This window comes from Vogesella amnigena (genome assembly GCF_042648905.1).
In the GTDB taxonomy this organism is placed as follows: Bacteria; Pseudomonadota; Gammaproteobacteria; order Burkholderiales; family Chromobacteriaceae; genus Vogesella; species Vogesella amnigena.
Genome location: NZ_JBHRYH010000045.1, coordinates 42,469 through 67,376, shown reverse-complemented (window position 1 = coordinate 67,376; position 24,908 = coordinate 42,469). Strand labels below are relative to the sequence as shown.

29 protein-coding genes are annotated in these 24,908 nt (G+C 63.6%); 24 read left to right on the top strand and 5 right to left on the bottom strand.

Annotated elements, in window-relative coordinates; genetic code table 11:
• Positions 1–67: 67 nt before the first annotated feature.
• Positions 68–388, bottom strand: coding sequence for a hypothetical protein (locus tag ACFOKJ_RS14665; protein WP_390280923.1), 321 nt, complete (start codon positions 386–388; stop codon positions 68–70).
• A 130-nt stretch (positions 389–518) separates the two neighbouring features.
• Here ACFOKJ_RS14665 and ACFOKJ_RS14660 point away from each other — a divergent pair, with 130 nt between their 5' ends.
• The 5 genes from ACFOKJ_RS14660 to ACFOKJ_RS14640 all read left to right on the top strand — a co-directional run bounded on the left by ACFOKJ_RS14660 (position 519) and on the right by ACFOKJ_RS14640 (position 4,826).
• The gene (locus ACFOKJ_RS14660; protein ID WP_390280921.1) at positions 519–749 is read left to right on the top strand and encodes a DUF2789 domain-containing protein; all 231 of its coding nucleotides are present in this window, start codon (positions 519–521) and stop codon (positions 747–749) included.
• Positions 750–929: 180 nt separating this feature from the next.
• Complete coding sequence (locus ACFOKJ_RS14655; protein ID WP_390280919.1) at positions 930–1,244, top strand: hypothetical protein; 315 nt, start codon at positions 930–932, stop codon at positions 1,242–1,244.
• 264 nt (positions 1,245–1,508) lie between these two features.
• Positions 1,509–3,497 (top strand): peptidase U32 family protein, encoded by a 1,989-nt coding sequence (locus tag ACFOKJ_RS14650; protein WP_390280917.1) that lies wholly within the window; start codon positions 1,509–1,511, stop codon positions 3,495–3,497.
• A 144-nt stretch (positions 3,498–3,641) separates the two neighbouring features.
• Positions 3,642–4,295 carry a CPBP family intramembrane glutamic endopeptidase gene (locus ACFOKJ_RS14645; RefSeq protein ID WP_390280915.1) on the top strand — a complete coding sequence of 218 codons (654 nt, stop codon included), beginning with the start codon at positions 3,642–3,644 and terminating at the stop codon, positions 4,293–4,295.
• A gap of 69 nt (positions 4,296–4,364) precedes the next feature.
• On the top strand, positions 4,365–4,826 hold the full coding sequence (locus tag ACFOKJ_RS14640) for a DUF3806 domain-containing protein (protein WP_390280913.1): 462 nt from the start codon (positions 4,365–4,367) through the stop codon (positions 4,824–4,826).
• Positions 4,827–5,170: 344 nt separating this feature from the next.
• Here ACFOKJ_RS14640 and ACFOKJ_RS14635 read toward each other — a convergent pair whose 3' ends face one another.
• On the bottom strand, positions 5,171–5,830 hold the full coding sequence (locus ACFOKJ_RS14635; RefSeq protein ID WP_390280911.1) for a cupin domain-containing protein: 660 nt from the start codon (positions 5,828–5,830) through the stop codon (positions 5,171–5,173).
• A gap of 180 nt (positions 5,831–6,010) precedes the next feature.
• On the opposite strand from ACFOKJ_RS14635, the gene ACFOKJ_RS14630 reads away from it, so the two are divergent.
• The 15 genes from ACFOKJ_RS14630 (at position 6,011) to ACFOKJ_RS14560 (ending at position 16,320) form a co-directional block, all read left to right on the top strand.
• Complete coding sequence (locus ACFOKJ_RS14630) at positions 6,011–7,018, top strand: hypothetical protein (protein WP_390280909.1); 1,008 nt, start codon at positions 6,011–6,013, stop codon at positions 7,016–7,018.
• Between the two features lie 13 nt (positions 7,019–7,031).
• Complete coding sequence (locus ACFOKJ_RS14625) at positions 7,032–7,211, top strand: hypothetical protein (RefSeq protein ID WP_390280907.1); 180 nt, start codon at positions 7,032–7,034, stop codon at positions 7,209–7,211.
• A 20-nt stretch (positions 7,212–7,231) separates the two neighbouring features.
• Positions 7,232–7,723, top strand: a complete 492-nt coding sequence (locus ACFOKJ_RS14620; RefSeq protein WP_390280905.1) for a L,D-transpeptidase family protein — start codon at positions 7,232–7,234, stop codon at positions 7,721–7,723.
• On the top strand, positions 7,720–7,950 hold the full coding sequence (locus tag ACFOKJ_RS14615; protein WP_390280903.1) for a hypothetical protein: 231 nt from the start codon (positions 7,720–7,722) through the stop codon (positions 7,948–7,950). Before ACFOKJ_RS14620 ends, ACFOKJ_RS14615 begins: the two co-directional genes overlap by 4 nt.
• A 106-nt stretch (positions 7,951–8,056) precedes the next feature.
• Positions 8,057–8,557, top strand: a complete 501-nt coding sequence (locus ACFOKJ_RS14610) for a cupin domain-containing protein (protein ID WP_390280901.1) — start codon at positions 8,057–8,059, stop codon at positions 8,555–8,557.
• A gap of 105 nt (positions 8,558–8,662) precedes the next feature.
• Positions 8,663–9,127, top strand: a complete 465-nt coding sequence (locus ACFOKJ_RS14605) for a DMT family transporter (protein ID WP_390280899.1) — start codon at positions 8,663–8,665, stop codon at positions 9,125–9,127.
• Between the two features lie 243 nt (positions 9,128–9,370).
• On the top strand, positions 9,371–11,788 hold the full coding sequence (locus tag ACFOKJ_RS14600) for a DUF3141 domain-containing protein (protein ID WP_390280897.1): 2,418 nt from the start codon (positions 9,371–9,373) through the stop codon (positions 11,786–11,788).
• 92 nt (positions 11,789–11,880) lie between these two features.
• The gene (locus ACFOKJ_RS14595; RefSeq protein ID WP_390280895.1) at positions 11,881–12,201 is read left to right on the top strand and encodes a hypothetical protein; all 321 of its coding nucleotides are present in this window, start codon (positions 11,881–11,883) and stop codon (positions 12,199–12,201) included.
• Between the two features lie 53 nt (positions 12,202–12,254).
• Positions 12,255–12,623 (top strand): VOC family protein, encoded by a 369-nt coding sequence (locus ACFOKJ_RS14590; RefSeq protein ID WP_390280893.1) that lies wholly within the window; start codon positions 12,255–12,257, stop codon positions 12,621–12,623.
• 103 nt (positions 12,624–12,726) lie between these two features.
• Positions 12,727–13,203: a DUF3291 domain-containing protein gene (locus ACFOKJ_RS14585; protein ID WP_390280891.1), complete on the top strand. Its 477-nt coding sequence runs from the start codon at positions 12,727–12,729 to the stop codon at positions 13,201–13,203.
• Positions 13,204–13,274: 71 nt separating this feature from the next.
• A complete protein-coding gene (locus tag ACFOKJ_RS14580; RefSeq protein ID WP_390280889.1) occupies positions 13,275–13,679 on the top strand; it encodes a YkgJ family cysteine cluster protein in 405 nt (134 codons plus the stop codon).
• The gene (locus ACFOKJ_RS14575; RefSeq protein ID WP_390280887.1) at positions 13,672–13,956 is read left to right on the top strand and encodes a VF530 family protein; all 285 of its coding nucleotides are present in this window, start codon (positions 13,672–13,674) and stop codon (positions 13,954–13,956) included. Before ACFOKJ_RS14580 ends, ACFOKJ_RS14575 begins: the two co-directional genes overlap by 8 nt.
• A gap of 130 nt (positions 13,957–14,086) precedes the next feature.
• Positions 14,087–14,695 carry a glutathione transferase GstA gene (gene gstA, locus ACFOKJ_RS14570; RefSeq protein WP_390280885.1) on the top strand — a complete coding sequence of 203 codons (609 nt, stop codon included), beginning with the start codon at positions 14,087–14,089 and terminating at the stop codon, positions 14,693–14,695.
• A 152-nt stretch (positions 14,696–14,847) separates the two neighbouring features.
• Positions 14,848–15,201, top strand: coding sequence for a nucleotide pyrophosphohydrolase (locus ACFOKJ_RS14565; protein ID WP_390280883.1), 354 nt, complete (start codon positions 14,848–14,850; stop codon positions 15,199–15,201).
• Between the two features lie 180 nt (positions 15,202–15,381).
• Positions 15,382–16,320, top strand: a complete 939-nt coding sequence (locus ACFOKJ_RS14560; protein ID WP_390280881.1) for a sensor domain-containing diguanylate cyclase — start codon at positions 15,382–15,384, stop codon at positions 16,318–16,320.
• A gap of 119 nt (positions 16,321–16,439) precedes the next feature.
• Here the strand turns inward: ACFOKJ_RS14560 and ACFOKJ_RS14555 are convergent, their stop codons facing one another.
• Positions 16,440–17,654, bottom strand: a complete 1,215-nt coding sequence (locus ACFOKJ_RS14555) for an HD-GYP domain-containing protein (protein ID WP_390280879.1) — start codon at positions 17,652–17,654, stop codon at positions 16,440–16,442.
• Between the two features lie 319 nt (positions 17,655–17,973).
• Here ACFOKJ_RS14555 and ACFOKJ_RS14550 point away from each other — a divergent pair, with 319 nt between their 5' ends.
• The 4 genes from ACFOKJ_RS14550 to ACFOKJ_RS14535 all read left to right on the top strand — a co-directional run bounded on the left by ACFOKJ_RS14550 (position 17,974) and on the right by ACFOKJ_RS14535 (position 22,588).
• A complete protein-coding gene (locus ACFOKJ_RS14550) occupies positions 17,974–20,055 on the top strand; it encodes a methyl-accepting chemotaxis protein (protein ID WP_390280877.1) in 2,082 nt (693 codons plus the stop codon).
• Between the two features lie 288 nt (positions 20,056–20,343).
• Positions 20,344–21,264, top strand: a complete 921-nt coding sequence (gene pyrB, locus ACFOKJ_RS14545) for an aspartate carbamoyltransferase (protein ID WP_390280875.1) — start codon at positions 20,344–20,346, stop codon at positions 21,262–21,264.
• Between the two features lie 11 nt (positions 21,265–21,275).
• The gene (pyrI, locus tag ACFOKJ_RS14540) at positions 21,276–21,743 is read left to right on the top strand and encodes an aspartate carbamoyltransferase regulatory subunit (RefSeq protein ID WP_390280873.1); all 468 of its coding nucleotides are present in this window, start codon (positions 21,276–21,278) and stop codon (positions 21,741–21,743) included.
• 485 nt (positions 21,744–22,228) lie between these two features.
• Positions 22,229–22,588, top strand: coding sequence for a group I truncated hemoglobin (locus ACFOKJ_RS14535; RefSeq protein ID WP_390280871.1), 360 nt, complete (start codon positions 22,229–22,231; stop codon positions 22,586–22,588).
• Positions 22,589–22,737: 149 nt separating this feature from the next.
• On the opposite strand, the gene ACFOKJ_RS14530 is transcribed toward ACFOKJ_RS14535, so the two are convergent.
• A complete protein-coding gene (locus ACFOKJ_RS14530; RefSeq protein WP_390280869.1) occupies positions 22,738–24,135 on the bottom strand; it encodes a sensor histidine kinase in 1,398 nt (465 codons plus the stop codon).
• Positions 24,132–24,800, bottom strand: a complete 669-nt coding sequence (locus ACFOKJ_RS14525) for a response regulator (protein WP_390280867.1) — start codon at positions 24,798–24,800, stop codon at positions 24,132–24,134. The genes ACFOKJ_RS14530 and ACFOKJ_RS14525 overlap by 4 nt, the downstream gene beginning before the upstream one ends.
• Positions 24,801–24,908: the final 108 nt, after the last annotated feature.

Sequence of the window (24,908 nt, the reverse complement as noted above, 5' to 3'; positions counted from 1 at the left end):
CGCCACCGGCAAGTTGCCTGCGGCGCGGTTTGCCGTTGTTGCGGCCAACTCCGGCCGCAGGCGATGATTATTGCTTGCCCTGCAGGATATCCGCCGCCTGCTTGGCCTGATCGATCTGCTCGCCCAGCTCCGGGTCGAACACCGCCGCCGCCTCACCCACCCGCTTGGCCACGCCGATGGCGGCGCTGGCCTGCTGCTTGAGCTTGCCACCATCCCCCAGCACTGCGCTGGCCTGCTGTTTCAGCTCGGCCAGCGGCGCGCTGCTGTCCTGCACCACCTGGTGCACGCCGCCGATGGCGGCCGATGCCTGCTGCTGCAGCCGGGCGGTCTGTTCTTCGCTGCAGGCAGTCAGCAGCACCAAGCCCGCCATCACCACAAATGTCCTCATGTCCTGCTCTCCGGAATCGATGCCTATCATCTTGCAGCCGCGTAGAGCATTTGCCGCTGGCACAAGTTCCGGCGCGGTCTATGCTGGACAGGCCATGTCATCAAACAGGATAACCGCCAGGACCGCCACCATGGATACCAGCTCCCACGATCTTCCCGGCCTGTTCAAGCAACTGGGCCTGCCGGCAGAGCCCGCCGCCATTCGCGCCTTCATTGCCAGCCACCCGCTGCCGCACGAAACCAGTATCGAGGACGCACCGTTCTGGAATGCTTCGCAAGCCGCCTTCCTGAAACAGTCGCTGGACGACGACGCCGAGTGGGCGGAAGCCGTGGACGAGCTGGCCAATTTGCTCACCGGCTGACCCTGCCGCCAGACCAGCCATGGTCTATGCTGGGTTACACCCACCCTGGGCATGCGCGCCCGCCCCCGCGAGCGCCGGCCCGGCTGCCTTGCACCACGGCCGCCCACCAGCCCCCGCGCTGCAGCGGCAGCTGTTGGCCGCACTCCTTATGGCATGCCCTGTCTGACAGGAGTTGCCACCATGTTCATTGCCCGCTGGAGTATCGAAGCCCGTTTTGGCCACAAGGCGGAGGTGCTCGACCATATGCACCGCTGGCTGCGCGAAATCGGCTCACAGGTCGGCTGGAGCGAAGGAAATACCCGTTTGCTCACCGGCTCGATCGGCGCCAGGGAATCCACCATCCAGAGTGAAATCGCCGTTGCCAGCTTGGCCGAGCTGGAAGCCGCCTGGGCCAAGCTCGCCACCCTGGATAGCCACGCCGCCTGGAGCAAACAGCTGGAACCGCACGTGGTTTCCGGCACCCAGCGCTGGGAAATCTTCCGCCTGCTGAGCTGATCATTGCCGCACTGCGCCCGCCTGCCGCCGGCGCTCGCGGCGGCAATACGGGCAGCTACACCTAAGGGCGCCTCGAAAACCCCGATTTTTAAGCGAGACAAGGCGCGTACGAAAAATCCCGACGACGCATATGTTTGATATGTAAGGAGGGACAATCGTGAGCAACGCAGTATCGCGACGAAGGCGGGGTCTTTTCGGGGTGTCCTAAGCCACTGATTCCGCTATAATTCCGCCCCTTCACCCCACCCACCGCAGGAAGTATTCATGAGTCTGTTGCCGCACCAGGTTGAGCTGCTATCCCCCGCCAAGAACGCCGACATCGGCCGCGAGGCCATCCTGCACGGCGCCGACGCGGTGTATATCGGCGGCCCCAGCTTTGGCGCGCGCCACAACGCCTGCAATAGCGTGGAAGACATCGCCGGCCTGGTGCAGTTTGCCCACCGCTACCACGCGCGCATCTTCGCCACCCTCAACACCATCCTGCACGACGCCGAACTGGACGCCGCGCGCACGCTGATCTGGCAGCTGTACGACGCCGGCGTGGACGCGCTGATCGTGCAGGATATGGGCATCCTGCAGCTGGACCTGCCGCCGATCCAGCTGCACGCCTCCACCCAGTGCGACATCCGCACTCCGGAGAAAGCCCGCTTCCTGTCCGATGCCGGCTTCAGCCAGATCGTGCTGGCGCGCGAGCTGACCATTCCGCAAATCGCCAAGATCTCACAAGTGGTGGCCGAAGGCGCCGACCCGGCCGCCATCGAATACTTCATCCACGGTGCGCTGTGCGTGGCGTTCTCCGGCCAGTGCTACATCAGCCATGCAGACACCGGCCGCAGCGCCAACCGTGGCGACTGCTCGCAGGCCTGCCGCCTGCCGTACACGCTCACCGATGAAAAGGGCGGCGTAGTGGCGTTCGACAAGCACCTGCTATCGATGAAGGACAACAACCAGAGCAACAACCTGGAAGCCTTGCTGGATGCCGGCGTGCGCTCGCTGAAGATCGAGGGCCGCTACAAGGACGTGAGCTATGTGAAGAACATCACCGCCCACTACCGCCTGCTGCTGGACGAGATCTTCGAGCGCCGTCCGGAGCTGGCGCCGGCCGCCAGCGGCAGCAGCGAAATCTTCTTCACGCCGGACCCGGACAAAACCTTCCACCGCGGCGCCACCGACTACTTCGCCACCGGCCGCAAGCAGGATATCGGCGCCTTCGACTCGCCCAAGTTCGTCGGCGTGCAGCTGGGCAGCGTGCACCAGGTGGGCGATGGCTGGCTGGAAATCGCCACCAGCGAGCAGATGAGCAACGGCGACGGCATCAACTTCATGAAGAAGCGTGAAGTGGTGGGCATGCAGCTCAACACCGTGAAGCAGGTGGGCAAGGTGCCTGGCGGCCAGCTGCTGTGGCGCTGCGTGCCCAACGACCCGGCTACGCTTACCGGCCTCAAGCCCGGCACCGACATCAGCCGCAACCGCGACCACGCCTGGGAGCTGGCGCTGCTGAAGAAATCCGCCGAACGCCGCGTGGGCGTGTGGGCCACGTTGGCCGACTCGGCCTCCGGCCTCACGCTCACCCTTACCGACGCCGACGGCTGCAGCGCCAGCGCTGCGGCCAACATCGCGCTGGAGCCGGCCAAGGACGCCGCCCGCGCCGAAGCCAGCCTGCGTGAGGCGGTGGCCAAGCTCGGCAACACCATGTTCGAAGCACACGACGTGGCGCTGAACCTCAGCCAGCCGTGGTTCGTGCCGGCTTCGGTGATCAACGGTCTGCGCCGCGACGCGGTGGAACAGCTGGAAACGGCAAGGTTGGCCGCATGGCAGCGCCCGCCGCGCAAGGCGGAAGCCGAACCCAAGCCGCAGTTCCCCGAGCAGAGCCTGAGCTACCTCGCCAACGTCTACAACGCCCTGGCCTGGGACTTCTACCGCCAGCACGGCGTGGACGTGATCGAGCCGGCGTACGAAGCGCACCAGGAAGAGGGCGAAGTGTCGCTAATGATCACCAAGCACTGCCTGCGCTTCTCCTACAACCTTTGCCCCAAGCAGGCCAAGGGTGTGAAAGGGGTGATGGGCCAGGTGCGCGCCGACCCGATGATCCTGAAATCCGGCGACGAAACCTACACGCTGAAATTCGAATGCCGCCCGTGCGAAATGCACGTGATGGGCAAGATGAAGAAGCACATCCTGAAATCGGCGCCGCCCAGCGACATCCCGGCCACGGCCCCGATCACCTTCTTCAAGCAACGTCCCGCTTCGTAAGGCAGGGAGTGCGGCCAAGGTTGGCCGCACGTGTTCTCGCGTAGCAAAAGACAAGGGCAAGCCATACGGCTTGCCCTTTTGTCATAATGGTAACCGTATTGTCGCCACTACCAGCGCCGACACGTTATCGACACAACGCTGCACATGAACAAATTCAGCCTCTCCGCTACCCAGGCCACCATCATCAGCCTGATCTGCTTTGGCCTGCCGATACTCACCTCCCTGCAGATTGTCAGCGCCGGGTTTCCCGTGATCACGCTCTCGAATGACGGCAATGCCGCCATGATCTTCATCGAGCTGATACTTGCCGCTACTGCCTTGCTCTATCTGCATTCGCAGGGCTTTGACATTACCCACCTTTATCCGCGGCCAAGCTGGCGCAGCACACTGGCCGGATTGCTGCTGACGGTTGTTGCCTGGCTGGCCAGCGGGCTGGCAACGTCGGGAGCCGCCAGCCTTACACACATTACCGGCCTGCACGGTATGAGCCGCTTCTCCTTTGGTGAGCTGTCGCTTGTGTCCATCGTGTGTTTTGCCATGGTCAACGGCACCTTCGAAGAAGTATTCCTGCTTGGCGTACTGGCGCGCGGCCTGCGCCATCACGGCCCATCGCTGGCGCTTGGCGTATCGCTGCTGGTGCGCATGCTTTATCACCTGTATCAAGGGCCGTTGGGCGTGGTATGGGTACTCACCTTCGGGTTGACACTCACCCTTGCCTACCTCTGGAAGCGGACGTTATGGCCCCCGGTGCTTGCCCATATCCTGTGGGATATCGTGCCTTACTTTTACAAGGGTTGAAGCGGGTGGCAAGGCACGCATTGGCTTGTAAAACCCACTCATCAAGGAAGGTGCCGCATGCGCCGATTATTGCTACTGCTACTGTTGCTCGGCTGCCAGATGGTGGCCGCACAGGAGATTTCACCACTGAGCAAGCAGGATATCGCCGCACTTGATGCACAGCGTCAGCTGATCCGGCACTTCCTGTCTCCGCGAGATCTACAGGACAAATACCCCACAGCTGTCGGCAAGCTCGGCACCTTGCGTGCCTTGCTCGAAGCACGCCGCTTCCGCCCCGAGCAGACATATGAGCTGCAGGCCCTGGGCGTGGTGTTGGGCGATGTTTTCGTGCAGGAGATGGGCTTCAAATGGGTGATGGTCAGCGATGAATATGGCCGTGATCCGGCGCTGCAGTACCGGGATTCGCCAATCCTGCTGTTTCCGCTCACCATGATCGCCAAGCGCATCGAACGCGGCGAAACCGTCGATGCATTCGCACTGTACGAGGGCATCGCGGAGCAAGCCAGGCAGCGCATCCGGGCACTGCAATAAACCCGACCTCATTCCGTCATTGATGCGCAGCGCGCATGCGGAAGTGGGGAGCTTGGCAAATGAGCAGCATCAAGAGCAGCGTAGCTTGGGTTGAGCGCAGCGAAGCCCAACGTCTTCCGCACAATGCATTCAAAAGGTTGGCCGCACGCCGTAACGGGTTTGCGGCCAACCTTTTTGGATTGGGACTCGTCAGCCACAGGGTATAGCCACGGGAGAAATGACTACGTCGAACAGGCAGGGCGTCGCCTGCTCGACGACTCCGCGAATGTTGGGCTTCGCTACGCTCAACCCAAGCTACCGTGCTGCCACGTTGGCCGCATGACCAATCCCAACCAGACGCTGCATCACAACGCCAGGTGCCCCACCTTCACGTAGATCAGCGCCCCCGCGTCTCCGGTATACGGCGTGTGCTGGCTGCCGCAGGGGTTGCGCAGCCAGCTGCCTGCCGGATAGCAGCCGCTTTCGTCGCACAGCACGCCTTGCAGCACCAGGATCTCTTCGCCACCGGGGTGGCTGTGCGGTTTGAACACCGTGCCGGGCGCCCAGCGCACCAGCGCGGTGTGCTCGCTGCCGTGCTGATGCAGCGGCAGCACCTGCAGGCCAGGCACCAGCCCCGGCTGCCAGCTTGCCGTGGCCGGATCGATACGCACCGTGGCGGCATCATCCGCCGCAAACTGCCGCAGCTTGACCAGCAGGCGGCAGCCGGTAGTGGAGTAGGGCGCGTGGCGGCTGCCGGGCGGATTGCGCAGGTAGCTGCCGGCCGGGTACACGCCATGCTCGTCGGCAAACTCGCCGGACAGCACCAGGATCTCCTCGCCGCCATCGTGCTCGTGGGCATCGAAGCGGGCGCCGGGAGCGTAATCGACGATGCTGGTGGCGCGCGCCACTTCGCCGCCGACACGATCCAGCATCATGCGCTGCACACCGGGCAGCGGCGAGGCCACGAACCGGTAATCGCCGGGCAGCACCAGCGCGCGTTGTGTCATGTCGGCACGTATCAGCATCTGTTCTCCTGCGGCCAACCTTAGCACCAGGCGGGCAAATACTCACCCTGTGCGACAGCTGCCAGCGCCTTGCTGCGCGCTACCGATAGCCGCCGGGGCAAAACACTTGCCAGCACGCCATGCCGTAAGAATAATCTGCCGCTGCGAGCAGCATGGGTTGCCGCGACGAGGGAGCAGCGCATGTATACCGATGAAGACCTGAGCCATGCCGTGCAGGTGGGCATTTTCCAGCAGCAGGATGTGGCGCGCTTTCGCGCCATGGTGGCCAGCCGCCAGCACACCTCCCTGATGGACGAGGAGCACTTCCGACTGCTTAGCGGTTTCAACGATATTTTTGTGGTGATTGCCGCGCTGCTGCTGCTGGGCTGCGCCGGCTGGCTGGGCGGCACGCTGTGGCCGCCGCTGGGCGCCGTGCTGGTGGCGGCACTGTCCTGGCTGCTGGCCGAGTATTTCGTGCGCCAGCGGCGCATGGCACTGCCGGCCATTGTGTTGCTGGGCAGTTTTGTCAGCGCTAGCGGCATGGCCGTGCTGCTGTTGCTGGACAGCGGGCTGGAAACCACCATGGCGCCGGCGATACTGACCGCCGGCAGCGCCGCAGCCGCCGCCGCCTGGCTGCACTGGCGCCGCTTCCGGGTGCCGATCACCGTTGCCGCGGCGGTGGCCGTGGCGGTGATCACGCTGAATGCCGCACTGCTGCTGCAGTGGCCAAACCTGCGCCACAGCAGTGACCTGCTGCTGCTGGGCTGCGGTGGCATCGCCTTCTGGCTGGCCATGCGCTGGGACATGCAGGACCCGTCGCGGCAGACGCGCAAGTCCGACGTGGCGTTCTGGCTGCACCTGTTGGCCGCACCGCTGATCGTGCACCCGGTGTTCTCGCTGCTGGGCATACAGAGTGGCGAAGCCGGCAGCAGCGCCATGCTGGCGGTAGTACTGCTGTACCTGCTGTTCGGCCTGCTGTCGCTGGCGGTGGATCGCCGCGCGCTGCTGGTCTCGGCACTGGCCTATGTGCTGTATGCCTTCAGCCATCTGCTGCAAGATGCCGGCCTGCAGGGGCAGGGCTTTGCGCTGTCAGGGCTGCTGATCGGCAGCGCGCTGTTGCTGATGTCGGCCTTCTGGCAGCGCTGCCGCCAGCAACTGCTGGCCCGGCTGCCCGCCACGCTGGGCGCCAGGCTGCCACCGCAGGCCTGAGCGGAACCACGCCATGTCCGTCTTGCGCCGCCTGTGCGCCCGCCTGTGGCGCGACCCTGCCACGCGCTGGCCCATGCTGATGCTGCTGATCATGCTGCTGCTGATGCTGATCGTGTGGCTGTTCGGGCTGGATGCCCCCTTGGGCTACCGCCAGCCGCTGCCGCCGCCTGCGGCCAACGCCGTAGCGGTTTGAACGGCAGAAGAGGAAGCATCATGCATCGCACCATCCTTGGCGGCGCCCTGGCCGCGCTACTGTTTGCCACAGCCGCAACGGCCGCGCCGCAGGCCGATCTGGTGCTGGTGGACAAGCGCGCGCAGCGGCTTTACCTGTACCAGGGCCAGCGCCTGCTGGCGGCATTTCCGGTGGCGTTCGGCGCCCAAGCGCAAGGCCACAAGCAACAGGAAGGGGACGAGCGCACACCGGAAGGCCGCTACCTGCTGGACTACAAGAAGGCCGACAGCGGCTATTACAAGGCGATCCACATTTCCTACCCCAACGCCGCCGATCGCGCCGCCGCCGCCGCGCGCGGGGTGTCGCCCGGCGGGCAGGTGATGATTCATGGCCAGCGCAATGGCTTTGGCTGGGCGGCGGCGCTTACCCAGCGCTTCAACTGGACCAATGGCTGCATCGCGCTACGCAATGCCGACATGGAGCAGGTATGGCAGGCGGTGGCGCCCGGCACCCCCATCGTGATCCGGCCGTGAAACTTTCCTCTCTCCTCGGCCTGGCCTACAACGCAGGCATCACCCCGCCGGAGAGCACCATGCGCATCGTCATCGTATTCAGTCTGCTGCTGGCCGCCTGCGGCCCCAGCGGCAAGATCGCCGAAAGCCAGCGCCAGGAGCTGGACAAGGCCAAGGCCGTGCAGCAGCAGGTGGACAGCTACAACCAGCAGCTGCAGCAGCACACGGACAGCTCCGCCGCGCAGTAGCCACCAGCTTGCTGCGGCCAACCCTGCTGGCCGCTGTGCCAGCTCGCCTTGACCGGACCACCAGGCTGCGCCAGATTGCACACTCTACCCGCCAGGAGCCCGCCAGATGGAACAGAAAACCAGCCGCAATGCTGACGGCGCCTGTGAGCCGTTCGCCGCCGACAGCGTGCCGTGGGAAAGTTATCAACAGGGCAGCCGCTTCGGCCTGCGTTATCAACAGCTGGGCGAGTTCGGCGGCGCGCAGCATGTGGGCGTGAGCCGCGAGGAGCTGGCACCAGGCAAACAGGCCTGCCCGCTGCATTACCACATGCAGGAAGAAGAACACCTGCTGATTCTGGATGGCGAGCTCACGCTCATCCTGGGTGAAGCGCGCTACCGCATACAGGCCGGCGACTACGTATGCTTTCCCGCCGGGCAGAAGGTAGGCCACGCGCTGTTTAATCACAGCGCTGCGGTGTGCCGCTACCTGATCATTGGCGAGCGCAATTCCAACGAGGTGGTGGTGTACCCGGAAAGCGGCCGCATCGGCGTGCGCAGCCTGGGGCAGGGCTTCGACGGCAAGGCCACCATGGCGTACTGGGACGGCCAGGCCGGCAGCCAGGACTGATTGCCTGTTTACGCTCTGCTGCGCGCAGCACGCTGAACACAGCGTTGCTTGCCTGCCAACGGCGTCGGCGAGATCATCGCCGCTCCCACCCCTTTGGATTTACCCATGAACGCGCTATTCCTTCCGCTGGCCTTCATCATCGGCATCGTGGTGCCGCTACAGGCCGCCATCAACAACCAGCTCAAGGCGGTGATCGGCGGCAGCCCTATCATGGCGGCCCTGGTGTCCTTTCTGGTGGGCGCCGTCACCCTGATCCTGGCGGCCTTGCTCACCGGCCAGCGCTGGGTAGGGTTGGCCGCGCTGCCCAGGGCGGAATGGTGGATGCTCACCGGCGGCGTGCTGGGCGCGCTGTTCGTGTTCGGCACCACCTTGCTGGCGCCAAGACTCGGCGTGGCGGTCATGTTGTCGCTGATCATCGCCGGCCAGGTATGCGCGTCGCTGCTGTTCGACCGCTACGGCTGGCTGGGCATGCCGCTGAAGGAGATCAACAGCTGGCGCCTGCTGGGTGCGGTACTGGTGATTGCCGGCGTGCTGCTGGTAAATCTGGGCGACAAGATCGGCAAGGCGTAAGCGTAGCGTTTCACGTGAAACGGATTAGCAGATGCGGCAGCGCCTGCTTCACGGCAGGAGATGCACCGGTCTGCGGTCAATATTTTGTTGCGCCGCACACAACAAGCCCCAACGGACAGCTTACCCGCATGCCTTGCTCAAGGCAGATCAAGGACATGCGGATACATTTTTGCCGCATACCTTAGCTGCACCGCAACAAAAGTATGGCTATGCTGCTAGTGATACTGTCTAGCGGAGCCTGCCATGCACAGCGCAACCCTGTTTCCCCAACTGCAAGCCTATGTCACCGACGCCTTTCAGCGCGGCATCCTGGCGCTGGATGTGCTGCGCGAGCGCGGTGATGTCTACCTGCAGCACCACGCCGACGGCAAACCGCCGGTGCTGGCCTTCGACTACAGCATCATCATCGATGGCCGCAAGCTGCCGCAGCCGGTGAACTACGCGCTGGCCGCCATCCACCCGCCGGCCGGCAGCCCGGCCACCGACCCGGACAAGCGCCCCTTCGTGGTGATCGACCCGCGCGCCGGCCACGGCCCGGGCATCGGCGGCTTCAAGATGGACAGCGAGATCGGCATTGCGCTGCGTCAGGGCCACCCCTGCTACTTCGTGATGTTCTTTCCGCAACCGGAGCCGGGCCAGACCATCGAGTGCGTACTGCAGGCGGAAAAAGCCTTCATGGACGAAATCAACAGCCGCCATCACGGCAACAGCGGCAAACCGTTCGTGATCGGCAACTGCCAGGGCGGCTGGGCGCTGGCGCTGCTGGCCGCCACCGCGCCGGAAAAGGTCGGCCCCATCCTGCTGGCCGGCTCGCCGCTGGCCTACTGGTCCGGCATCCGCGGCAAGCACCCGCTGCGCTACAGCGGCGGCCTCACCGGCGGCACCTGGGGTGCCTCGCTGGCCGGCGACCTGGGCGGCGGGCTGTTCGACGGTGCCCACCTGGTAAGTAATTTCGAGAACCTGAACCCGGCCAACACGCTGTGGGAAAAACCGTACCGGCTGTACGCCAACGTGGACGACGAGCGGGAGCGTTTCCTGGATTTCGAACGCTGGTGGGGCGGCCATTTCATGCTCGGCAAGCAGGAAATGGAGTGGATCACCCAGAACCTGTTCGTCGGCAACCACCTGTCCGCCGGCGACATCGAGCTGGAACAGGGCAATAGCCGCGTCGACCTGCGCAATATCCGCTCGCCCATCATCGTGTTCGCCAGCTGGGGCGACAACATCACGCCGCCGCAACAGGCACTGAACTGGGTGATGGACCTGTACCGCAGCAGCGACGAGATTCGCGCCAACGAGCAGACCATCGTCTACTGCCTGCACGAGCAGGTAGGCCACCTGGGCATCTTCGTGTCCGCCGGCGTGGCCAACCGTGAGCACAGCGAGCTGGCCAGCGCGCTGGACCTGATCGACGTGCTGCCGCCGGGGCTGTACGAGGCGGTAATCACCGACACCCACCCGGAAACCCCGGGCCTGGATTACCTGCAGGGCCGCTACATCGTGCGCTTCGAGCCGCGCGAGATTGCCGACATCGCCGCGCTGGACGACGGCCGCGACGACGAGCTGCCGTTCGAAGTGGTGCGCCGCGTGGCCGAGATCAACCAGCAGCTGTACGACAGCTTCGTGTCGCCGTGGCTGCGCGTGCTGATCAAGCCGGCGCAGGCCGAGGCACTGCGCGTGCTGCACCCGGCGCGGCAGGAGCGCCTGCTGCTGTCCAGCCTCAACCCGTGGCTGTCCTGGCTGCCCAAGGCGGCCGAGCAGATTCGCCTGCAGCGCCAGCCGGTGGAAGACAGCAACCCGTTCTGGCAATGGCAGCAGCAAGTCAGCACGCAGCTGGCAGGTGCGCTGGAACAGTGGGGCGACTGGCGCGACCGCTGGATGGAGCAATGCTTCGAACTGACCTACGGCTCGCCATGGCTGCGCGCCGCCGTCGGCCTGCCACCGGCAGACAGCTGGCAGCGCGAGGCACAATCCGGCCGCTGGGAGCGCGAGGAAATGCTGCGCCTGAAGCGTGCCGAGCTGGAACAGCACTACACCGCCGGCAACCCGTTCGATGGCCTGCTGCGCCTGCTGGTGTACACCGCCATCGGCACCGGTGTGGTGGATGTACGCCCGTTCAACGCCATTCGCCGCCTGATGGCGGAAACGCCGCTGGGCGAGGGCGTGGCGCTGCCGGCACTGAAGGACAGCATCCGCCGCCAGACCTGGCTGGTGCGCAACGACGAAACCCGCGCACTGGACACACTGGGCAGCCTGCTCACCGAGCCGCAGCAACGCCAGCAGGCGCTGGACCTGGCCTGGCACCTGCTGGGCATCGCCGGGCCGATCAGCGAGGAAAAACAGGCCCGCCTGGCGCGCGTGGCCGCCGCGCTGCAACTGGATGGCCCCAGCCCGCAGCCAGGCAAGGTTGAAGCGGCGGAGCCGCCTGCTGCCGCAGAAGCCACAACGGCAGCAGCGGTAACTGAGGCCGTGCCAGTAGAAGTTGCTACCCCGGCGACTAAACCTGCGCGCCAGCCAGCCGCCAAGCGCAGCCCGGCCACCACCAAAGCGGTAGCCAGCAAGCCCACCCGCAGCCCGGCAAGCAAAGCGGCAAACAGTGCTGAGCCCAAGCCGGCTGCTCCGCGCAGCCGCCGCAAGCCACCTGCGCCGGACGTGGAATAAAGCGCTCCTCCTTTGCGGCCAACCCTTTGCGGGTTGGCCGCAAGCGTTTCACCACACAGTGCCCTGCGCTGACATTCCAAACGGATTGCGCGATGATTGCCCTTCAATCAACGCCAGAAAGTCCGCGCATGCCGCTGCCAAATCTTCACGATGCCACCCTGCTTTTGATCGAAATCGATTGGGCACAAGGAAGCTGCAAACTGCATCTGCAAACCACCAGCCATGGCCAAGGTAGTCTGCTTTTTCTGGCATTACGCAGCATCCATATCCCGTACTATCAGCCATGGGGGCCATCAGTCTCCATCAACAGCTGCGCTCAGCCAGCAACCGGAAAGTGGGAAATCGAAATGCAATCAGGCGATGTACTGCAAATAGCAGCCGATAGCTGCTCTTGGCAGGGAAGCTGCACGTAGCCTGTTCTATGCTGAAGTCTTAACGGCAAGATGCCGACAGACAGGAGGCAGTCATGAACAACCCGGTAGGCTGGTTCGAAATCTACGTGCAGGACATGGCGCGCGCGGTGCGCTTCTACCAGGCTGTGCTGCAACTACCGCTGGAAAAACTGGAATTCCCCGGCATGGAAATGTGGACCTTTCCGATGCAGCCGGATGGCAAGGGCGCCGCCGGCTCGTTGGTGCACATGGCTGGCCGCCCTTCCGGCGGCAATAGTGTGATGGTGTATTTCAGCTGCGGCGACTGTGCCGAAGAAGCAGGCCGCATCGAAGCCGCCGGCGGCAAGCTGCTGCAAGCCAAGATGGCCATCGGCGAGTACGGTTTCATCGCGCTGGGGCAGGACCCGGACGGCAACAGCTTCGGCCTGCACTCCATGCAATAACCGTTTGACCAACCGCATGCGGCCAACCGCCAGAGTTGGCCGCTTGTATTTTGCCAACGTCATCTCCACCTGTGCCGGACAGCCACCCGCACAGGAACCCACCATGTCCGCCTATCACCTCGCGCAACTGAATATCGCCACCTTGCTGGCACCGCTGGATTCGCCGCAGCTGGCCGATTTCGTCGCCAATCTGCAGCGCATCAACAGCCTGGGCGAAGCCGCGCCGGGCTTTGTGTGGCGGCTGCAGGACGAGGCGGGCGATGCCACCGCCCTGCGCCCGTTCGGCGAAGAGGTAATCGTGAACATGTCGCTGTGGCACAGCATCGAGGCGCTGGGCGACTTCGTGTACCGCAGCGAGCACGTGGAATTCTTCCGCCGCCGCCGCGAGTGGTTCGGCCGCATGGCCGAGGCCGCCACCGTGCTGTGGTGGGTGCCGGCCGGGCATATTCCCAGCCTGCAGGAAGCCGCCGAGCGGCTGGCGCTGCTGCGCCGTGACGGCCCCAGTGCCGCAGCGTTCAGCTACGCGCGGCCGTTTGCGGTGCCGGATGCGGCCAACGCAGCAGCCTTGTCACCACGGTAAGCAGCCCGTAGAATGCGCGGCTTCGCGTCTGACGCGGATTTTGTTTTCAATTCAATGCGTTAGGGATAGCCGTGGCCGATATCGACCGCCTCGATACCTGGATCAAGTACAAGAACGGGCTGTGCAGCGACTGCATGGCCTCCTGCTGCACCATGCCGGTGGAAGTGAAGCTGCCGGACCTGGTGCGCATGGGCGTGGTGGACGAGTTCGAACTGCAGGAGCCGATCAAGAACATTGCCAAACGGCTGGAAAAACAACGCATCATCCAGCATTTCAACTTCAAGTACGGCGTATTCACCCTGGCGCAGCGCTCCAATGGCGACTGCCTGTACCTTGATGCCAAAAGCCGGCTGTGCACCATCTACGAACAGCGCCCCAATACCTGCCGCAACCATCCCAAGATCGGCCCGCGCCCCGGTTTCTGCGCCTACCGCCGCAACCCGGCGCATGGCCGCAAGGTAGCCAGCCATGACTGACAAACAGAGCAACAACCCGCTGCATGGCATCACACTGGAAGCGCTGCTTACCGAGCTGGTACGCCAGCATGGCTGGCCGCGACTGGGCCAGCTGGTGAAGATCCGCTGCTTCAACCACGACCCCAGCATCAAGTCCAGCCTGGCCTTTTTGCGCCGCACGCCGTGGGCGCGCCAGCAGGTAGAGGCGCTGTACCTGGAGCTGCTGCGCCCCAAGCCCGCGCCGGCACCACGCGGCCCGGCGCCGCGCGTGCTGTTCGCCCGCAAAAGTCAAAGCTGAGCTATTGCAAAACGCATAAGCCGGCGCCATCTGCAGCTGGTCCCTCCCACCGGAGGCCGTCCAATCGTTGGCGATCCCCGCCGTGTACCGCACGGCCGGAAGCTGTCGCCGACACCTGCATGGAGTCGCGATGAAACTGTTTTACTCCCCCGGTGCCTGCTCGCTGTCCCCGCACATCGCCCTGGCCGAATCCGGCCTGGCCTACAGCATTGAAAAAGTGAACCTGCGCGCCGAGCCGCGCCTCACCGAAAGCGGCGCCGACTACCGCGCGCTGAATCCGAAAGGCTATGTGCCGGCACTGCAGCTGGACAACGGCGAGTTCCTTACCGAAGGCCCGGCCATCCTGCAATACATCGCCGACCAGGTGCCACAACGCCAGCTGGCGCCGGCCAACGGCACGCTGGCGCGCTACCGGCTGCAGGAAATGCTCAACTTCATCTCCACCGAAGTGCACAAGGGCTTCTCGCCAATGTTCCGCAGCCAGGATGAAGCGGTACGCGATGCCGCCTGGCAGCAGCTGAGCACCCGCTTTGCCATGCTCAGCGACATCCTGTCGCGCCAGGATTACCTGCTGGCCGATGGCTTCAGCGTGGCCGATGGCTACCTGTTCACCTGCCTGGGCTGGGCGCGCATCCTCGGTCGCAAGCTGGATGCCTGGCCGCTGCTGCAAGCCTATGTTGGCCGCATCGGCGAACGCCCGGCGGTAATGCAGGCAATGCGCGAGGAAGGCTTGCTGTAAGCACTGCCTTGAGTAGGGCGGAAGCCCGGCATAGCCGGGCGTTCCGCCGATCCACTGCAGACTTGCGGCAAGATCGTTGGCGGATCACCCCTGCGGGGTATCCGCCCTACTGCAGCCACCATTCATCGCCGTTTTGGCCGCTGGAGCATCACATGAACAAACTGGTAGACGTGGACGGGCTGATCGCCGCGCAGCGCGACTTTGCCGCCGAGCGCCACTGGCAGCCGTATCACACCCCGCGCAACCTGATGCTGGCGCTGGCCGGCGAAGTGGGCGAACTGGCGGAAATCTTCCAGTGGCAGACCGATGCCGAAGCTGCGGCAATTGCGGCCAACCCGGCACAATTCACCCACCTGCAGGAAGAACTGGCCGATGTGCTGATGTATCTGGTGCGGCTGGCCGATGTGTGCCAGGTGGATCTGAATGCCGCCGCTATCGACAAACTGCGCAAGAACGCGCTGAAGTATCCGGCACCCACCGCGCTGCCGGCCGGGGATGCCGGCTAATCCCGGCCATGGCCGGGTGTTGCAAAATGGTAGCTCTCAACGCAGTTCTATAAATTTATATTTATAGAAATTACTCACGTTTCTAACGAAAATCGCTTGCTAACGCCTGTAATCGCCGTGGCGGCCGCCAAGACTTTCAAGCAAATGCTAACATCCTAATTTCCCCCTAATCTGGCTGCCATGACCCATCCTGATCATGCCCTGATCCACGACGGCGCAATCAACAGCCCGGCGGCGCGTCGGCTACAACAGATTCTGGACATCCTGCCGCAGCCGGTAATGCTGTTCCGCCCGGACAGCCGTGTGGACTACGCCAATGCTGCCGCGCGCCGGCAGTTTGGCGTGCCAAGTCCGGATGTCAGCTGCCATCACTACGCGCATGACAGCGCCGCCCCCTGCAACGGCGAGCAGCCCTGTCCGTTCCAGCAGGTAATGGCAAGTCGGCAGGCGGTAACGCTGGAGCATCGCCGGCAGGATGCATTCGGCAACGAGCGCTTTATCGATGTCACCGTGGCGCCGTTGTTCGGCGACGATGGCACGCTGGAAGGGCTGCTGGAAACCCACCACGACATTACCGCCCGCAAGCAGGAAGAACAGCGCCTGCAGCTGCTGCAGGGGCAGTTGACCGAGCTGGCACATCGCGACCCGCTGACCAATCTGTCCAATCGCCGTTTCCTGGAACTGAAACTGGAAACGCTGGCCAAGGATCGCGTATCGCGCCAGTGCGCCTTGCTGTTTGCCGACCTGGACAGCTTCAAGCCGATCAATGATATCCACGGCCACATGATTGGCGACCGGGTGCTGTCGCTGGTAGCGCAGCGGCTGCGCAGCGCCGTGCGCAGCAACGATCTCGTGGTGCGCATCGGCGGCGACGAATTCGCCATCCTGCTGGAAAACAGCAACGAGGCCGGCGCCCGCGCGGTGGCCGCCAAGGTGATTTCCTCGCTGCGCCAGCCTGTGGAAGGCCTGCCACATCCCAATCAGGTGGGTGTTTCCATCGGTATTGCCGTATTCCCCACCGGCGATGCGATGCCGGCCGAACTGCTGAGCCAGGCCGATCGCGCCATGTACTGCGCCAAGCGCCGCGGCGGCAACGACCGCGAGCTGATCCGGCTGTAATCACTCTGGCTACGCGACAGGCGTAGGGTGGGCACGCTACGCTTTTCCCACCCTACCAAAAAACATGCGGCCAACCTGGAAAGGTTGGCCGCATCATTTTCAGCATTCGGCGAACTGTTTCACATGAAACGCAGCGGGTTGATCTGCCACTTCTCCGGATTCTCATGGCTGACGATCTTGTCGCCGCCACCAAATCCCAGCGGCTTGGACAGATCGACGATCTCCGGTGTCAGGTATACCCCGCTCTTGGTGCTGAAAAAGGTCTTGATCTTGGGCTGCAGCAGGCTGCCTTCGTTCTGTTCCACCACCACGCCCAGCTTGCCGGATTCCAGTCGCACCAGGGTACCCACCGGGTAGATGCCGACACAGCGCATGAAGGCCTGCACCAGCTTGGGGTCGAAATGGTATTTCGACCACTCGTAGATCTTGCGTAGCGCATCGGTAGCCGCCATGCCCTTGTGGTAGCAGCGGTCGGCGGTAATGGCATCGTACACATCGACAATCGCCGCCATCCTGGCCAGGGTGCTGATGGTGTCACCCTTCAGGTTATGCGGATAGCCGCTGCCATCGATACGCTCGTGGTGGTGCAGGGTGATATCCAGCGGAATTTCGCCGATGCCATCGGTACGGCACAGGATGTCGAAGCCGTCACGCGGATGGCGCTTGATGATGTCGAATTCTTCATCGGTAAGCCGACCCGGCTTGTTCAGCACCTCGTCCGGCACCAGCGCCTTGCCGGTATCGTGCAGCAGCCCGCCCATGCCGGCCAGGTGGATGGTTTCGCGATCCAGCCCCACCGAGCGGCAGAAGGCGATCATCAGCGTGCCTACGCTCACCGAGTGCAGAAAGGTGTAATCGTCCTTGTGCTTGATGCGCAGCAGCGTCAGCAGGGCGCCACCATTGCGCAGCACCGACTCGGTGATGCTCTCGATCATCGGGTCGACCAGTTCCAGCTCTACCGCCTTGCCCAGCCGCACGTCCTGCATCACCGTCTTCACCAGCGCATGCGCCTGGTTCTTGATGCGCGCCGCCCGCGCCATCTCGTCGGCAATTTCCACCTGCAACGGCACTGCCGGCTGCTGGGCAATGACCTCCAGCATTTCCTGTTCCAGCGAGACACGCACCTCTTCTTCGGTGCGCGCATGCTTTACATCGAGGCCCTTGCTGGTATCGATGTACACCTCATGAATGCCGGCAGCCAGAATCTTCTCGATTTCCTGATCGCTCTTGAGCATGAAGCTCTTGCGGAAAAACGGGTGCGCCGACCAGTCGCAGTTCAGGTCCTCGACGAACATGCCAACTTTAAGGTCATACACATCAATGCACTTGATCATGAAAACGTCACTTACTGCCGGGCTACGGCGGGCTACCAATGAACGGGAAATGATACGCCTGTGAGATAGCACCGTCCCTGACGTTTAACAAATGTCAGCCAGCGGATTCCCGCAAAGCAGCTGCCCGGCCCAGGCTAGCACATCGTCATTATGCAAAAAAGTGTTGTGTTTATGGTGCACAAGACCAAACCGGCAACAACAATTGCGTGCCGGCAGCATGCTGGCGTTGACATTCAGTTAACGTTTATCGTTGGCTAGGTAGAAATACTTAGTGACAGCTAGCATGAACAGCCAGCTTGGAGAACATCAGGGGAACACCATGAGCACAACAACAACGCGCTGGAGCCATTTGAGCAACCGCATCATCCTGGTGGCCGGCATTGCCATTGCCATCGGCTTTGCCGGCATGATCGCGCTGATCGCCAGGCTGAGTTATGAATCGGCACGCGAGCAGGGCTACGAACTGGCATCGCAGCAGGCCGGGCGCTTTGCCGACTCGGTCACCGGTGACCTGCAACGCGGTTTTGCCATTCCGCAGCTGCTGGCACACAACGTGGCCGGCCTGCAGCGCGCCGGCAGCGTGGACCGCAAGGTGGTGGATAACATGCTGCTCAGCGTGCTGGACGCCGAAAAACAGGCTATCGGCCTGTGGATGGTGTACGAGCCGAACGCGCTGGATGGCAAGGACGACGAGTTTCGTCTCGACTGGCCACGGCACGATCCTTCCGGCCGCTACACCCCCTACATGACCCGCGGCGGCGACGGCAAGGCCAAGCAGGACGTGATGATGTCCACTGACCGGGTGGAAAAATTCCCCGAGTGGAAAGACAAGCTGGCCGAGTACGTACCGGACTACGAAAAGCCGGGCTGGGGGGATTTCTACTACGTTCCCAAGAGCCGCGGCCGCGACACCATCACCGAGCCGTACTTCTACGAAGTGCAGGGCAAGCAGGTGCTGGAAAGCTCGCTGGCGGTAGCCATCAAGGACGGCAGCGGCAAGTTTCTGGGCATCGCCGCCGCTGACCTGGCGCTGGACGATCTGCAGAAGAAATACGGCGCCGTGAAACTGTACGACACCGGCTTCGTGCGCATGGTGTCGGAAGGCGGCCTGTACGTGGTGAACCCGGACGCCGCGCAGGTAGGCAAGCCGATTGCCAAGGAAGACCCGCTGGCGGCCAGCCTGGACAAGATCAAGAAAGGCGAAAGCTTTGTGTACGAGGATGGAGGCTTCACCCACTTCTTCTACCCGATCAAGGTCGGTGACAGCGGCCAGTTCTGGTCTGCCGGCGTATCGGTACCCACCGCGGCCATTACCGCCGCCGCCGCCAGCCAGCGCAATATCGCCATCGGCATCGGCATTGCCGCGCTGGTGATCATCCTGCTGGTACTGGCCGGCGTGGTACGCGCGCTGACCCGGCCGCTGAATGCGCTGGCCGACACCATGGAACAGCTGGCCAGCGGCAAGGGCGACCTTACCGTGCGCATGCAGATCGCCAACCGCGATGAAATCGGCCGCACCGCGGACGCTTTCAACCGCTTCATTGAAAGCTTGCGCGACATGTTCGTGGAAGTACGCGAGCAGAGCCTGGCGGTAAGCCGTACCGCATCGCAGCTGGCCGCGTCCGCCGTGCAGGTGGAGCAGGCCTCGGCACAGCAGTCCGATGCCGCCAGCGCCACCGCCGCCGGGGTGGAGCAGGTAACCGTCAGCGTGCATCACATCGCCAATACCGCGCAGGATGCGGAAGCGGCGGCACGCGATACCGGCAGCCTGACAGAGCAGAGCGTGGCCACGGTGGAAAAGGTCACCGCCGAGATCACCCGCATCACCAGCAATATGCAGGCGCTGGCCACGCGCATGGAGGCGCTGGGTGAGCGTTCCAGCGAGGTCACCACCATCGTCAACGTGATCAAGGACATTGCCGACCAGACCAACCTGCTGGCGCTGAATGCCGCCATCGAGGCGGCGCGCGCCGGCGAAATGGGCCGCGGCTTTGCCGTGGTGGCCGACGAGGTACGCCAGCTGGCCAGCCGCACTGCCGAGGCCACACTGCAAATCACGCGCATCGTCAACGCCATCAGCAGCGAAACCGGCGAGGCGGTAAGCAATGTGCGCAAATCCAGCGAGATGGTGGCCGTGAGCGTGGACATCGCCACCGAAGCCAACCAGGCGATGCAGCAGGTACAGGAAAAGAGCCAGGCTCTGGTGCTGGGCATCGGCGACATTGCCGCCTCCACCCGCGAGCAGTCCAGCGCCGCGTCGGAGATCGCGCAGAACGTGGAGCGCATCAGCAGCATGGCGCAGAGCAACAACCACATCGTGGGCGAAGTGCGGCGCGAAGTGGAACAGCTGCGCGAGCTGTCCGCCAGCCTGGAGAGCCTGGTCGGCAACTTCAGGCTGTAAGCGCCAACCGTCGAGCCGCGCCAGTACACCGGCGCGGCTTTTTTGCGGCCAACGTTGGCCGCATACCACTGCACCGGGCCTACCGCAGCGGGGGTGAATTTCGTATAATCCCGCGGTTTTGTTCGAAAGCCTGCCATGATCGCCACTCGCCGCCAGCCAGCACAGCCCGTCGCTGCCCTTGTCCCGCGAGCCCGAGGCGTGGCCTGGCCCTGCCGTATATGTGAAAAAAGCTCCTGACCCGTTCAGGGGCTTTTTTTTAAAGTTTCATCATTGCCGGAGCGATATCCCATGGCCAATCCGCTTTACCGCAAGCACATCCTTTCCATTCCGGACTTCAGCCGCGAAGAACTGGAACTGGTAGTGGAAACCGCCGCGCGCCTGAAGGCCAATCCGCGCGCCGACCTGCTCAAGGACCGCCTGATCGCCACCTGCTTCTTCGAGCCGTCCACCCGTACCCGCCTGTCGTTCGAAACCGCGGTGCAGCGCCTGGGCGGCGATGTGATCGGCTTCTCCGATGCTGCCAGCACCTCCACCAAGAAGGGCGAGACCCTGGCCGACACCGTGCGCATCATCAGCAGCTACACCGATGCCATCGTGATGCGCCACCCCAAGGAAGGCGCCGCGCGCGTGGCCAGCGAGTTCTCCGCCGTGCCCATCATCAACGGTGGCGACGGTGCCAACCAGCACCCGTCGCAAACCCTGCTGGACCTGTTCACGCTGTGGGAAACCCAGGGCCGGCTGGACAACCTCACCGTGGCCTTCGTCGGCGACCTCAAGTACGGCCGCACCGTGCACTCGCTGGCGCAGGCGCTGTCGCTGTTCGGCGCCAAGTTCTATTTTGTCGGCCCGGAGGCGCTGGCGATGCCGGACTACCTGTGCGAGGAACTGGACGAGCGCGGCATCGGCTACACCATTGCCGCCACCATCGAGGAAGTGATTCCGCACATCGATATCCTGTACATGACCCGCGTGCAGCGCGAGCGCTTCGACGAGGCCGAGTACCAGAAGATCCAGGGCCAGTTCGTGCTGCGTGCCGACATGCTGCGCAACGCCCGCCCGAACATGAAGATCCTGCACCCGCTGCCGCGGGTGGATGAAATCACCACCGATGTGGACAGCACGCCGCACGCCTACTACTTCGAACAGGCCCGCAACGGCGTGTTCGCGCGCCAGGCACTGCTGTCGCTGGTACTGAACGAAACGGTGTGAAAGGGAACCCGATGAGCGAAAAAGTCTACGCCCGCAATGTCGAGGCACTGAAGAACGGCACCGTGATCGACCATATTCCGGCCGGCATGGGGCTGCGTATCCTGGATCTGTTCAAGCTCACCTCCTACGGCGAGCGCGTGACCGTGGGCCTCAACCTGTCAAGCGGCCACATGGGCGCCAAGGACCTGATCAAGGTGGAAAACCTGGTGCTCACCGAGGAGCAGGCCAACGAGCTGGCACTGCTGGCGCCCAAGTGCACCGTCAGCGTGATCGAGGATTTCGAAGTGGTGCGCAAGCAGAAGCTGGCGATTCCGGACGAAGTCACCGGCATCTTCGCCTGCGCCAACTCCAACTGCGTGTCGCACGTGGAGCCGGTGAAGAGCCACTTCACGGTGCGCGTTACCGAGCACGACACCAAGATGAAGTGCAAGTACTGCGAAAAGGTGTTCAGCAAGGACATCGTGGTGGGCAGCCACTGAGTAGCGCTGTTACCCCACAAGCTGCCCGCGCTCACGATGCCGTGAGTGCGTAGACAACGCCCTTTCGCAAACCGGAAGGGCGTTGTTTTATCCGCCGCCAGGCAGCCGACACAAGACTCGGCAATGGCTGACCACACCGCTTGGGCATCCGCTGACCCGAAAGCCGGCAAGCGACGCGTATTGTCAGCCGCCTGACGCCGCCGCGATTGACTCCCCACCGCTGCGAACTATGGTGAAACTACCTCGCCTGCGGTGACCGCCGCAGGCAATAGTCTGCCGCACCCGACGACCCCGATGGCCGCTGCCTGTGGCGTTGTTTCTCATCCCTCGGGACGGCGCCTCGAAAAACCCTGATTTCTAAGCGAGACAAGGCGCGAACGGAAAATTTCTACGCAGCATATATTTGATATGTAAGGAGACATTTTTCGTGAGTAACGCAGTATCGCGACGAAAGCGGGAGTTTTTCGAGGTGCCAAGGAGTCATCATGCTTACCCTTTACGACCGCCTGGGCGGATCCGACGGCATCCGCCACATCGTCGACGACATCGTGGCCAATCACCTGGCCAACCCGGTAGTCAACCCGCGCTTTGCCCACGTTGCCGACCTGAACCACCTGCGTGAAATGGCGTTCCAGTTCTTCTGCATGGGAAGCGGCGGGCCGCAGCACTACAGTGGCAAGGACATGCTCAGTGCGCACCGCGGCATGAATATCAGCGAGCAGGAATACCTGGCGGTGATGGACGACGTGCTGGCCGCACTGGACAAGAACAAGGTGGACGACACCGCCAAACACGACGTGATTGCCATCCTGTACAGCCTGAAAGGCGACATCATCCGCCAGTAGGGCATCTCGAAAAACGCCCGCTTTCGTCGCGATACTGCGTTGCTCACGCAAAATTTCTCCTTGCATATCAAACATATGCTGCGTAGAAATTTTCCGTTCACGCCTTGTCTCGCCGCATTAACTCGATTGGAAATCAGGGGTTTTTCGAGCTACCCAGTAGTGCCACGGCCGCCGTGGGCCGGCTGGCAGGGCAGGGTGATCACCACCCGCAAGCCGCCCACACTGCCGCTGTCGAGGTGGATCTGCCCGCCGTGGCCGCGCACGATCTCGCGCACGATCGCCAACCCCAGCCCGCAGCCATCGCCACCGGTCTGCTGGCCACGATAGAAGCGTTCAAACACCAGCGGCCTTTCTTCCACGGGAATGCCCGGCCCGGTATCGGTCACGATCAGTTCCACCTCGTCGCCGCGCGCATAGGTGGAGACCGTGATTTCACCGCCAGCCGGGGTGTAACGCACCGCGTTATCCACCAGGTTGGACAGCATCTCGCGCAGCAGCAGCGGCTGGCCGTGCAGCATGGCATGCTCGTCGCCCTCGTAGCCCAGATCCAGCGCCTTGCCCAGTGCCACGGTAACGAAATCCAGTGTCACCGTGCGCGCCAGCTCGGCCAGATCCAGCTCGCGGGTATCGTGGCGATTGGGGCCGGGCTCGGCGCGCGACAACGCCAGCAGCTGGTTGGCCAGGCGGATCACCTGGTCGGTGGCGCGCACCAGTGCGGCCAACCCTTCGCGCTGCTCGGCCGGGTCCTGCAGCCGCAGCGTCACCTCGGCCTGGGTTTTCAGCAGCGTCAGCGGCGTGCGCAGCTGGTGGGCGGCATCGGCGATGAAACGCTTCTGTACCGACAGCTGCTGCTCCAGCTCGGCCAGCGCCGCATTCAGCGCGCTGACCAGCGGCTGCAGCTCGCGTTGCACGCTGTCCACTTCCAGCTGCAGCGATGGGTCGCCGGCGCGTTCGCGCAAGATGCCGCGCACCCGCTGCAGCGGCCGCAAGGCGCGGTTGATGCCCACCGCCACCAGCAGCGCAGCCACCGCGCCGATCAGCCACTGCTGCGCCAGCGATTCACGGAACAGCTGTCGCGCCAGCGCCTGGCGCGACAGCGTGGTTTCTCCAACCTGTACCAGCAGCAGGCGCTGGCCGCCGGCGTAGAACAGCGGCACGCCCAGCGCCACGCTGCGGATTTCCTCGCCGCGAAAACCGGCATCGTAGAACACCACATCGCCCGCTGCCGGCAGGGTGCCGGGCAATGGCAGCTCGCTGTCGCCGGTAATGGTGGAACCACTGGCAAAGCCGATGCGGTAGAACACGCGGTCCTGGAAATGCGGGTCGAACATTTCCAGCGCCGCCACCGGCAGATCCACCACCAGCTCGCCATCCTGCAGCGTGATGCGCTCGGCAATGCTGCGCGCCGAAGCCTGCAGGGTGCGGTCGAAGGCCGCGTTGGCCGCCTGGCGGGCATTGTCCTGCGCCAGCCAGGCGGTGGCCGCCGCCAGCGGCAGCAGTGGAATCACCACCCATTGCACCAGTTGCCGCCGCAGCGATTGCTTCATTTGGCGGCATCCAGCATATAGCCCAGCCCGCGCAGGGTGAGGATCACCACACCGCTGTCCGCCAGCTTCTTGCGCAGCCGGTGTACGTAGATTTCCATTGCGTCCGGGCTGAGGTCCTGATCCAAGCGCACGATCTGCTCGGCCAGGGTTTCCTTGCTCACCGGTTTGCCCTGGCGATACAGCAGCACCTCCAGCACTGCCATTTCACGCGGTGTCAGCGCCAGAGGTTGGCCGCGCACGCTGTAGCGCTTGCTGGCCGGCTCGAACAGCAGTTCGCCACATTGCAGTACGCCATCCTCCTTGCCTTGCGAGCGGCGCAGCAGCGCCCGCACGCGGGCTTCCAGCTCGGCCAGCTCGAACGGCTTGCCCAGGTAGTCATCGGCCCCCAGGTCCAGGCCGTGCACCCGCGCATCCACCCCGGTTTGCGCGGTGAGCACCAGCACCGGCACCTTGTTGCCACGCCGGCGCAGGCGCTTGAGCACTTCAAAACCGTCCATGCGCGGCAGGCCGATGTCCAGGATCACCAGCGCATACGGTTCGTAGCTCAGCAGCTGATCGGCCTGCACGCCATCAGCGGCGATATCCACCGCGTGGCCGGACGCGGACAGCGCCTTTTGCAGCCACAGCGCGATATCCGGGTTGTCTTCGACCAGTAACAGTCTCATGGTCTTGTTCTCTTCTGTCTGTCGGGCACCTCGAAAAACGCCAGCTTTCGTCGCGATACTGCGTTGCTCACGAAAAATTTCTCCTTACATATCAGATATATGCTGCGT

Bases quoted from the DNA above. Each gene is read 5' to 3' on its own strand.
- ACFOKJ_RS14665 (WP_390280923.1), bottom strand. From the start codon at position 388: ATGAGGACATTTGTGGTGATGGCGGGCTTGGTGCTGCTGACTGCCTGC.
- ACFOKJ_RS14660 (WP_390280921.1), top strand. From the start codon at position 519: ATGGATACCAGCTCCCACGATCTTCCCGGCCTGTTCAAGCAACTGGGC.
- ACFOKJ_RS14655 (WP_390280919.1), top strand. From the start codon at position 930: ATGTTCATTGCCCGCTGGAGTATCGAAGCCCGTTTTGGCCACAAGGCG.
- ACFOKJ_RS14650 (WP_390280917.1), top strand. From the start codon at position 1,509: ATGAGTCTGTTGCCGCACCAGGTTGAGCTGCTATCCCCCGCCAAGAAC.
- ACFOKJ_RS14645 (WP_390280915.1), top strand. From the start codon at position 3,642: ATGAACAAATTCAGCCTCTCCGCTACCCAGGCCACCATCATCAGCCTG.
- ACFOKJ_RS14635 (WP_390280911.1), bottom strand. From the start codon at position 5,830: ATGCTGATACGTGCCGACATGACACAACGCGCGCTGGTGCTGCCCGGC.
- ACFOKJ_RS14630 (WP_390280909.1), top strand. From the start codon at position 6,011: ATGTATACCGATGAAGACCTGAGCCATGCCGTGCAGGTGGGCATTTTC.
- ACFOKJ_RS14625 (WP_390280907.1), top strand. From the start codon at position 7,032: ATGTCCGTCTTGCGCCGCCTGTGCGCCCGCCTGTGGCGCGACCCTGCC.
- ACFOKJ_RS14620 (WP_390280905.1), top strand. From the start codon at position 7,232: ATGCATCGCACCATCCTTGGCGGCGCCCTGGCCGCGCTACTGTTTGCC.
- ACFOKJ_RS14610 (WP_390280901.1), top strand. From the start codon at position 8,057: ATGGAACAGAAAACCAGCCGCAATGCTGACGGCGCCTGTGAGCCGTTC.
- ACFOKJ_RS14605 (WP_390280899.1), top strand. From the start codon at position 8,663: ATGAACGCGCTATTCCTTCCGCTGGCCTTCATCATCGGCATCGTGGTG.
- ACFOKJ_RS14600 (WP_390280897.1), top strand. From the start codon at position 9,371: ATGCACAGCGCAACCCTGTTTCCCCAACTGCAAGCCTATGTCACCGAC.
- ACFOKJ_RS14595 (WP_390280895.1), top strand. From the start codon at position 11,881: ATGATTGCCCTTCAATCAACGCCAGAAAGTCCGCGCATGCCGCTGCCA.
- ACFOKJ_RS14590 (WP_390280893.1), top strand. From the start codon at position 12,255: ATGAACAACCCGGTAGGCTGGTTCGAAATCTACGTGCAGGACATGGCG.
- ACFOKJ_RS14585 (WP_390280891.1), top strand. From the start codon at position 12,727: ATGTCCGCCTATCACCTCGCGCAACTGAATATCGCCACCTTGCTGGCA.
- ACFOKJ_RS14575 (WP_390280887.1), top strand. From the start codon at position 13,672: ATGACTGACAAACAGAGCAACAACCCGCTGCATGGCATCACACTGGAA.
- gstA (WP_390280885.1), top strand. From the start codon at position 14,087: ATGAAACTGTTTTACTCCCCCGGTGCCTGCTCGCTGTCCCCGCACATC.
- ACFOKJ_RS14565 (WP_390280883.1), top strand. From the start codon at position 14,848: ATGAACAAACTGGTAGACGTGGACGGGCTGATCGCCGCGCAGCGCGAC.
- ACFOKJ_RS14560 (WP_390280881.1), top strand. From the start codon at position 15,382: ATGACCCATCCTGATCATGCCCTGATCCACGACGGCGCAATCAACAGC.
- ACFOKJ_RS14555 (WP_390280879.1), bottom strand. From the start codon at position 17,654: ATGATCAAGTGCATTGATGTGTATGACCTTAAAGTTGGCATGTTCGTC.
- ACFOKJ_RS14550 (WP_390280877.1), top strand. From the start codon at position 17,974: ATGAGCACAACAACAACGCGCTGGAGCCATTTGAGCAACCGCATCATC.
- pyrB (WP_390280875.1), top strand. From the start codon at position 20,344: ATGGCCAATCCGCTTTACCGCAAGCACATCCTTTCCATTCCGGACTTC.
- pyrI (WP_390280873.1), top strand. From the start codon at position 21,276: ATGAGCGAAAAAGTCTACGCCCGCAATGTCGAGGCACTGAAGAACGGC.
- ACFOKJ_RS14535 (WP_390280871.1), top strand. From the start codon at position 22,229: ATGCTTACCCTTTACGACCGCCTGGGCGGATCCGACGGCATCCGCCAC.
- ACFOKJ_RS14530 (WP_390280869.1), bottom strand. From the start codon at position 24,135: ATGAAGCAATCGCTGCGGCGGCAACTGGTGCAATGGGTGGTGATTCCA.
- ACFOKJ_RS14525 (WP_390280867.1), bottom strand. From the start codon at position 24,800: ATGAGACTGTTACTGGTCGAAGACAACCCGGATATCGCGCTGTGGCTG.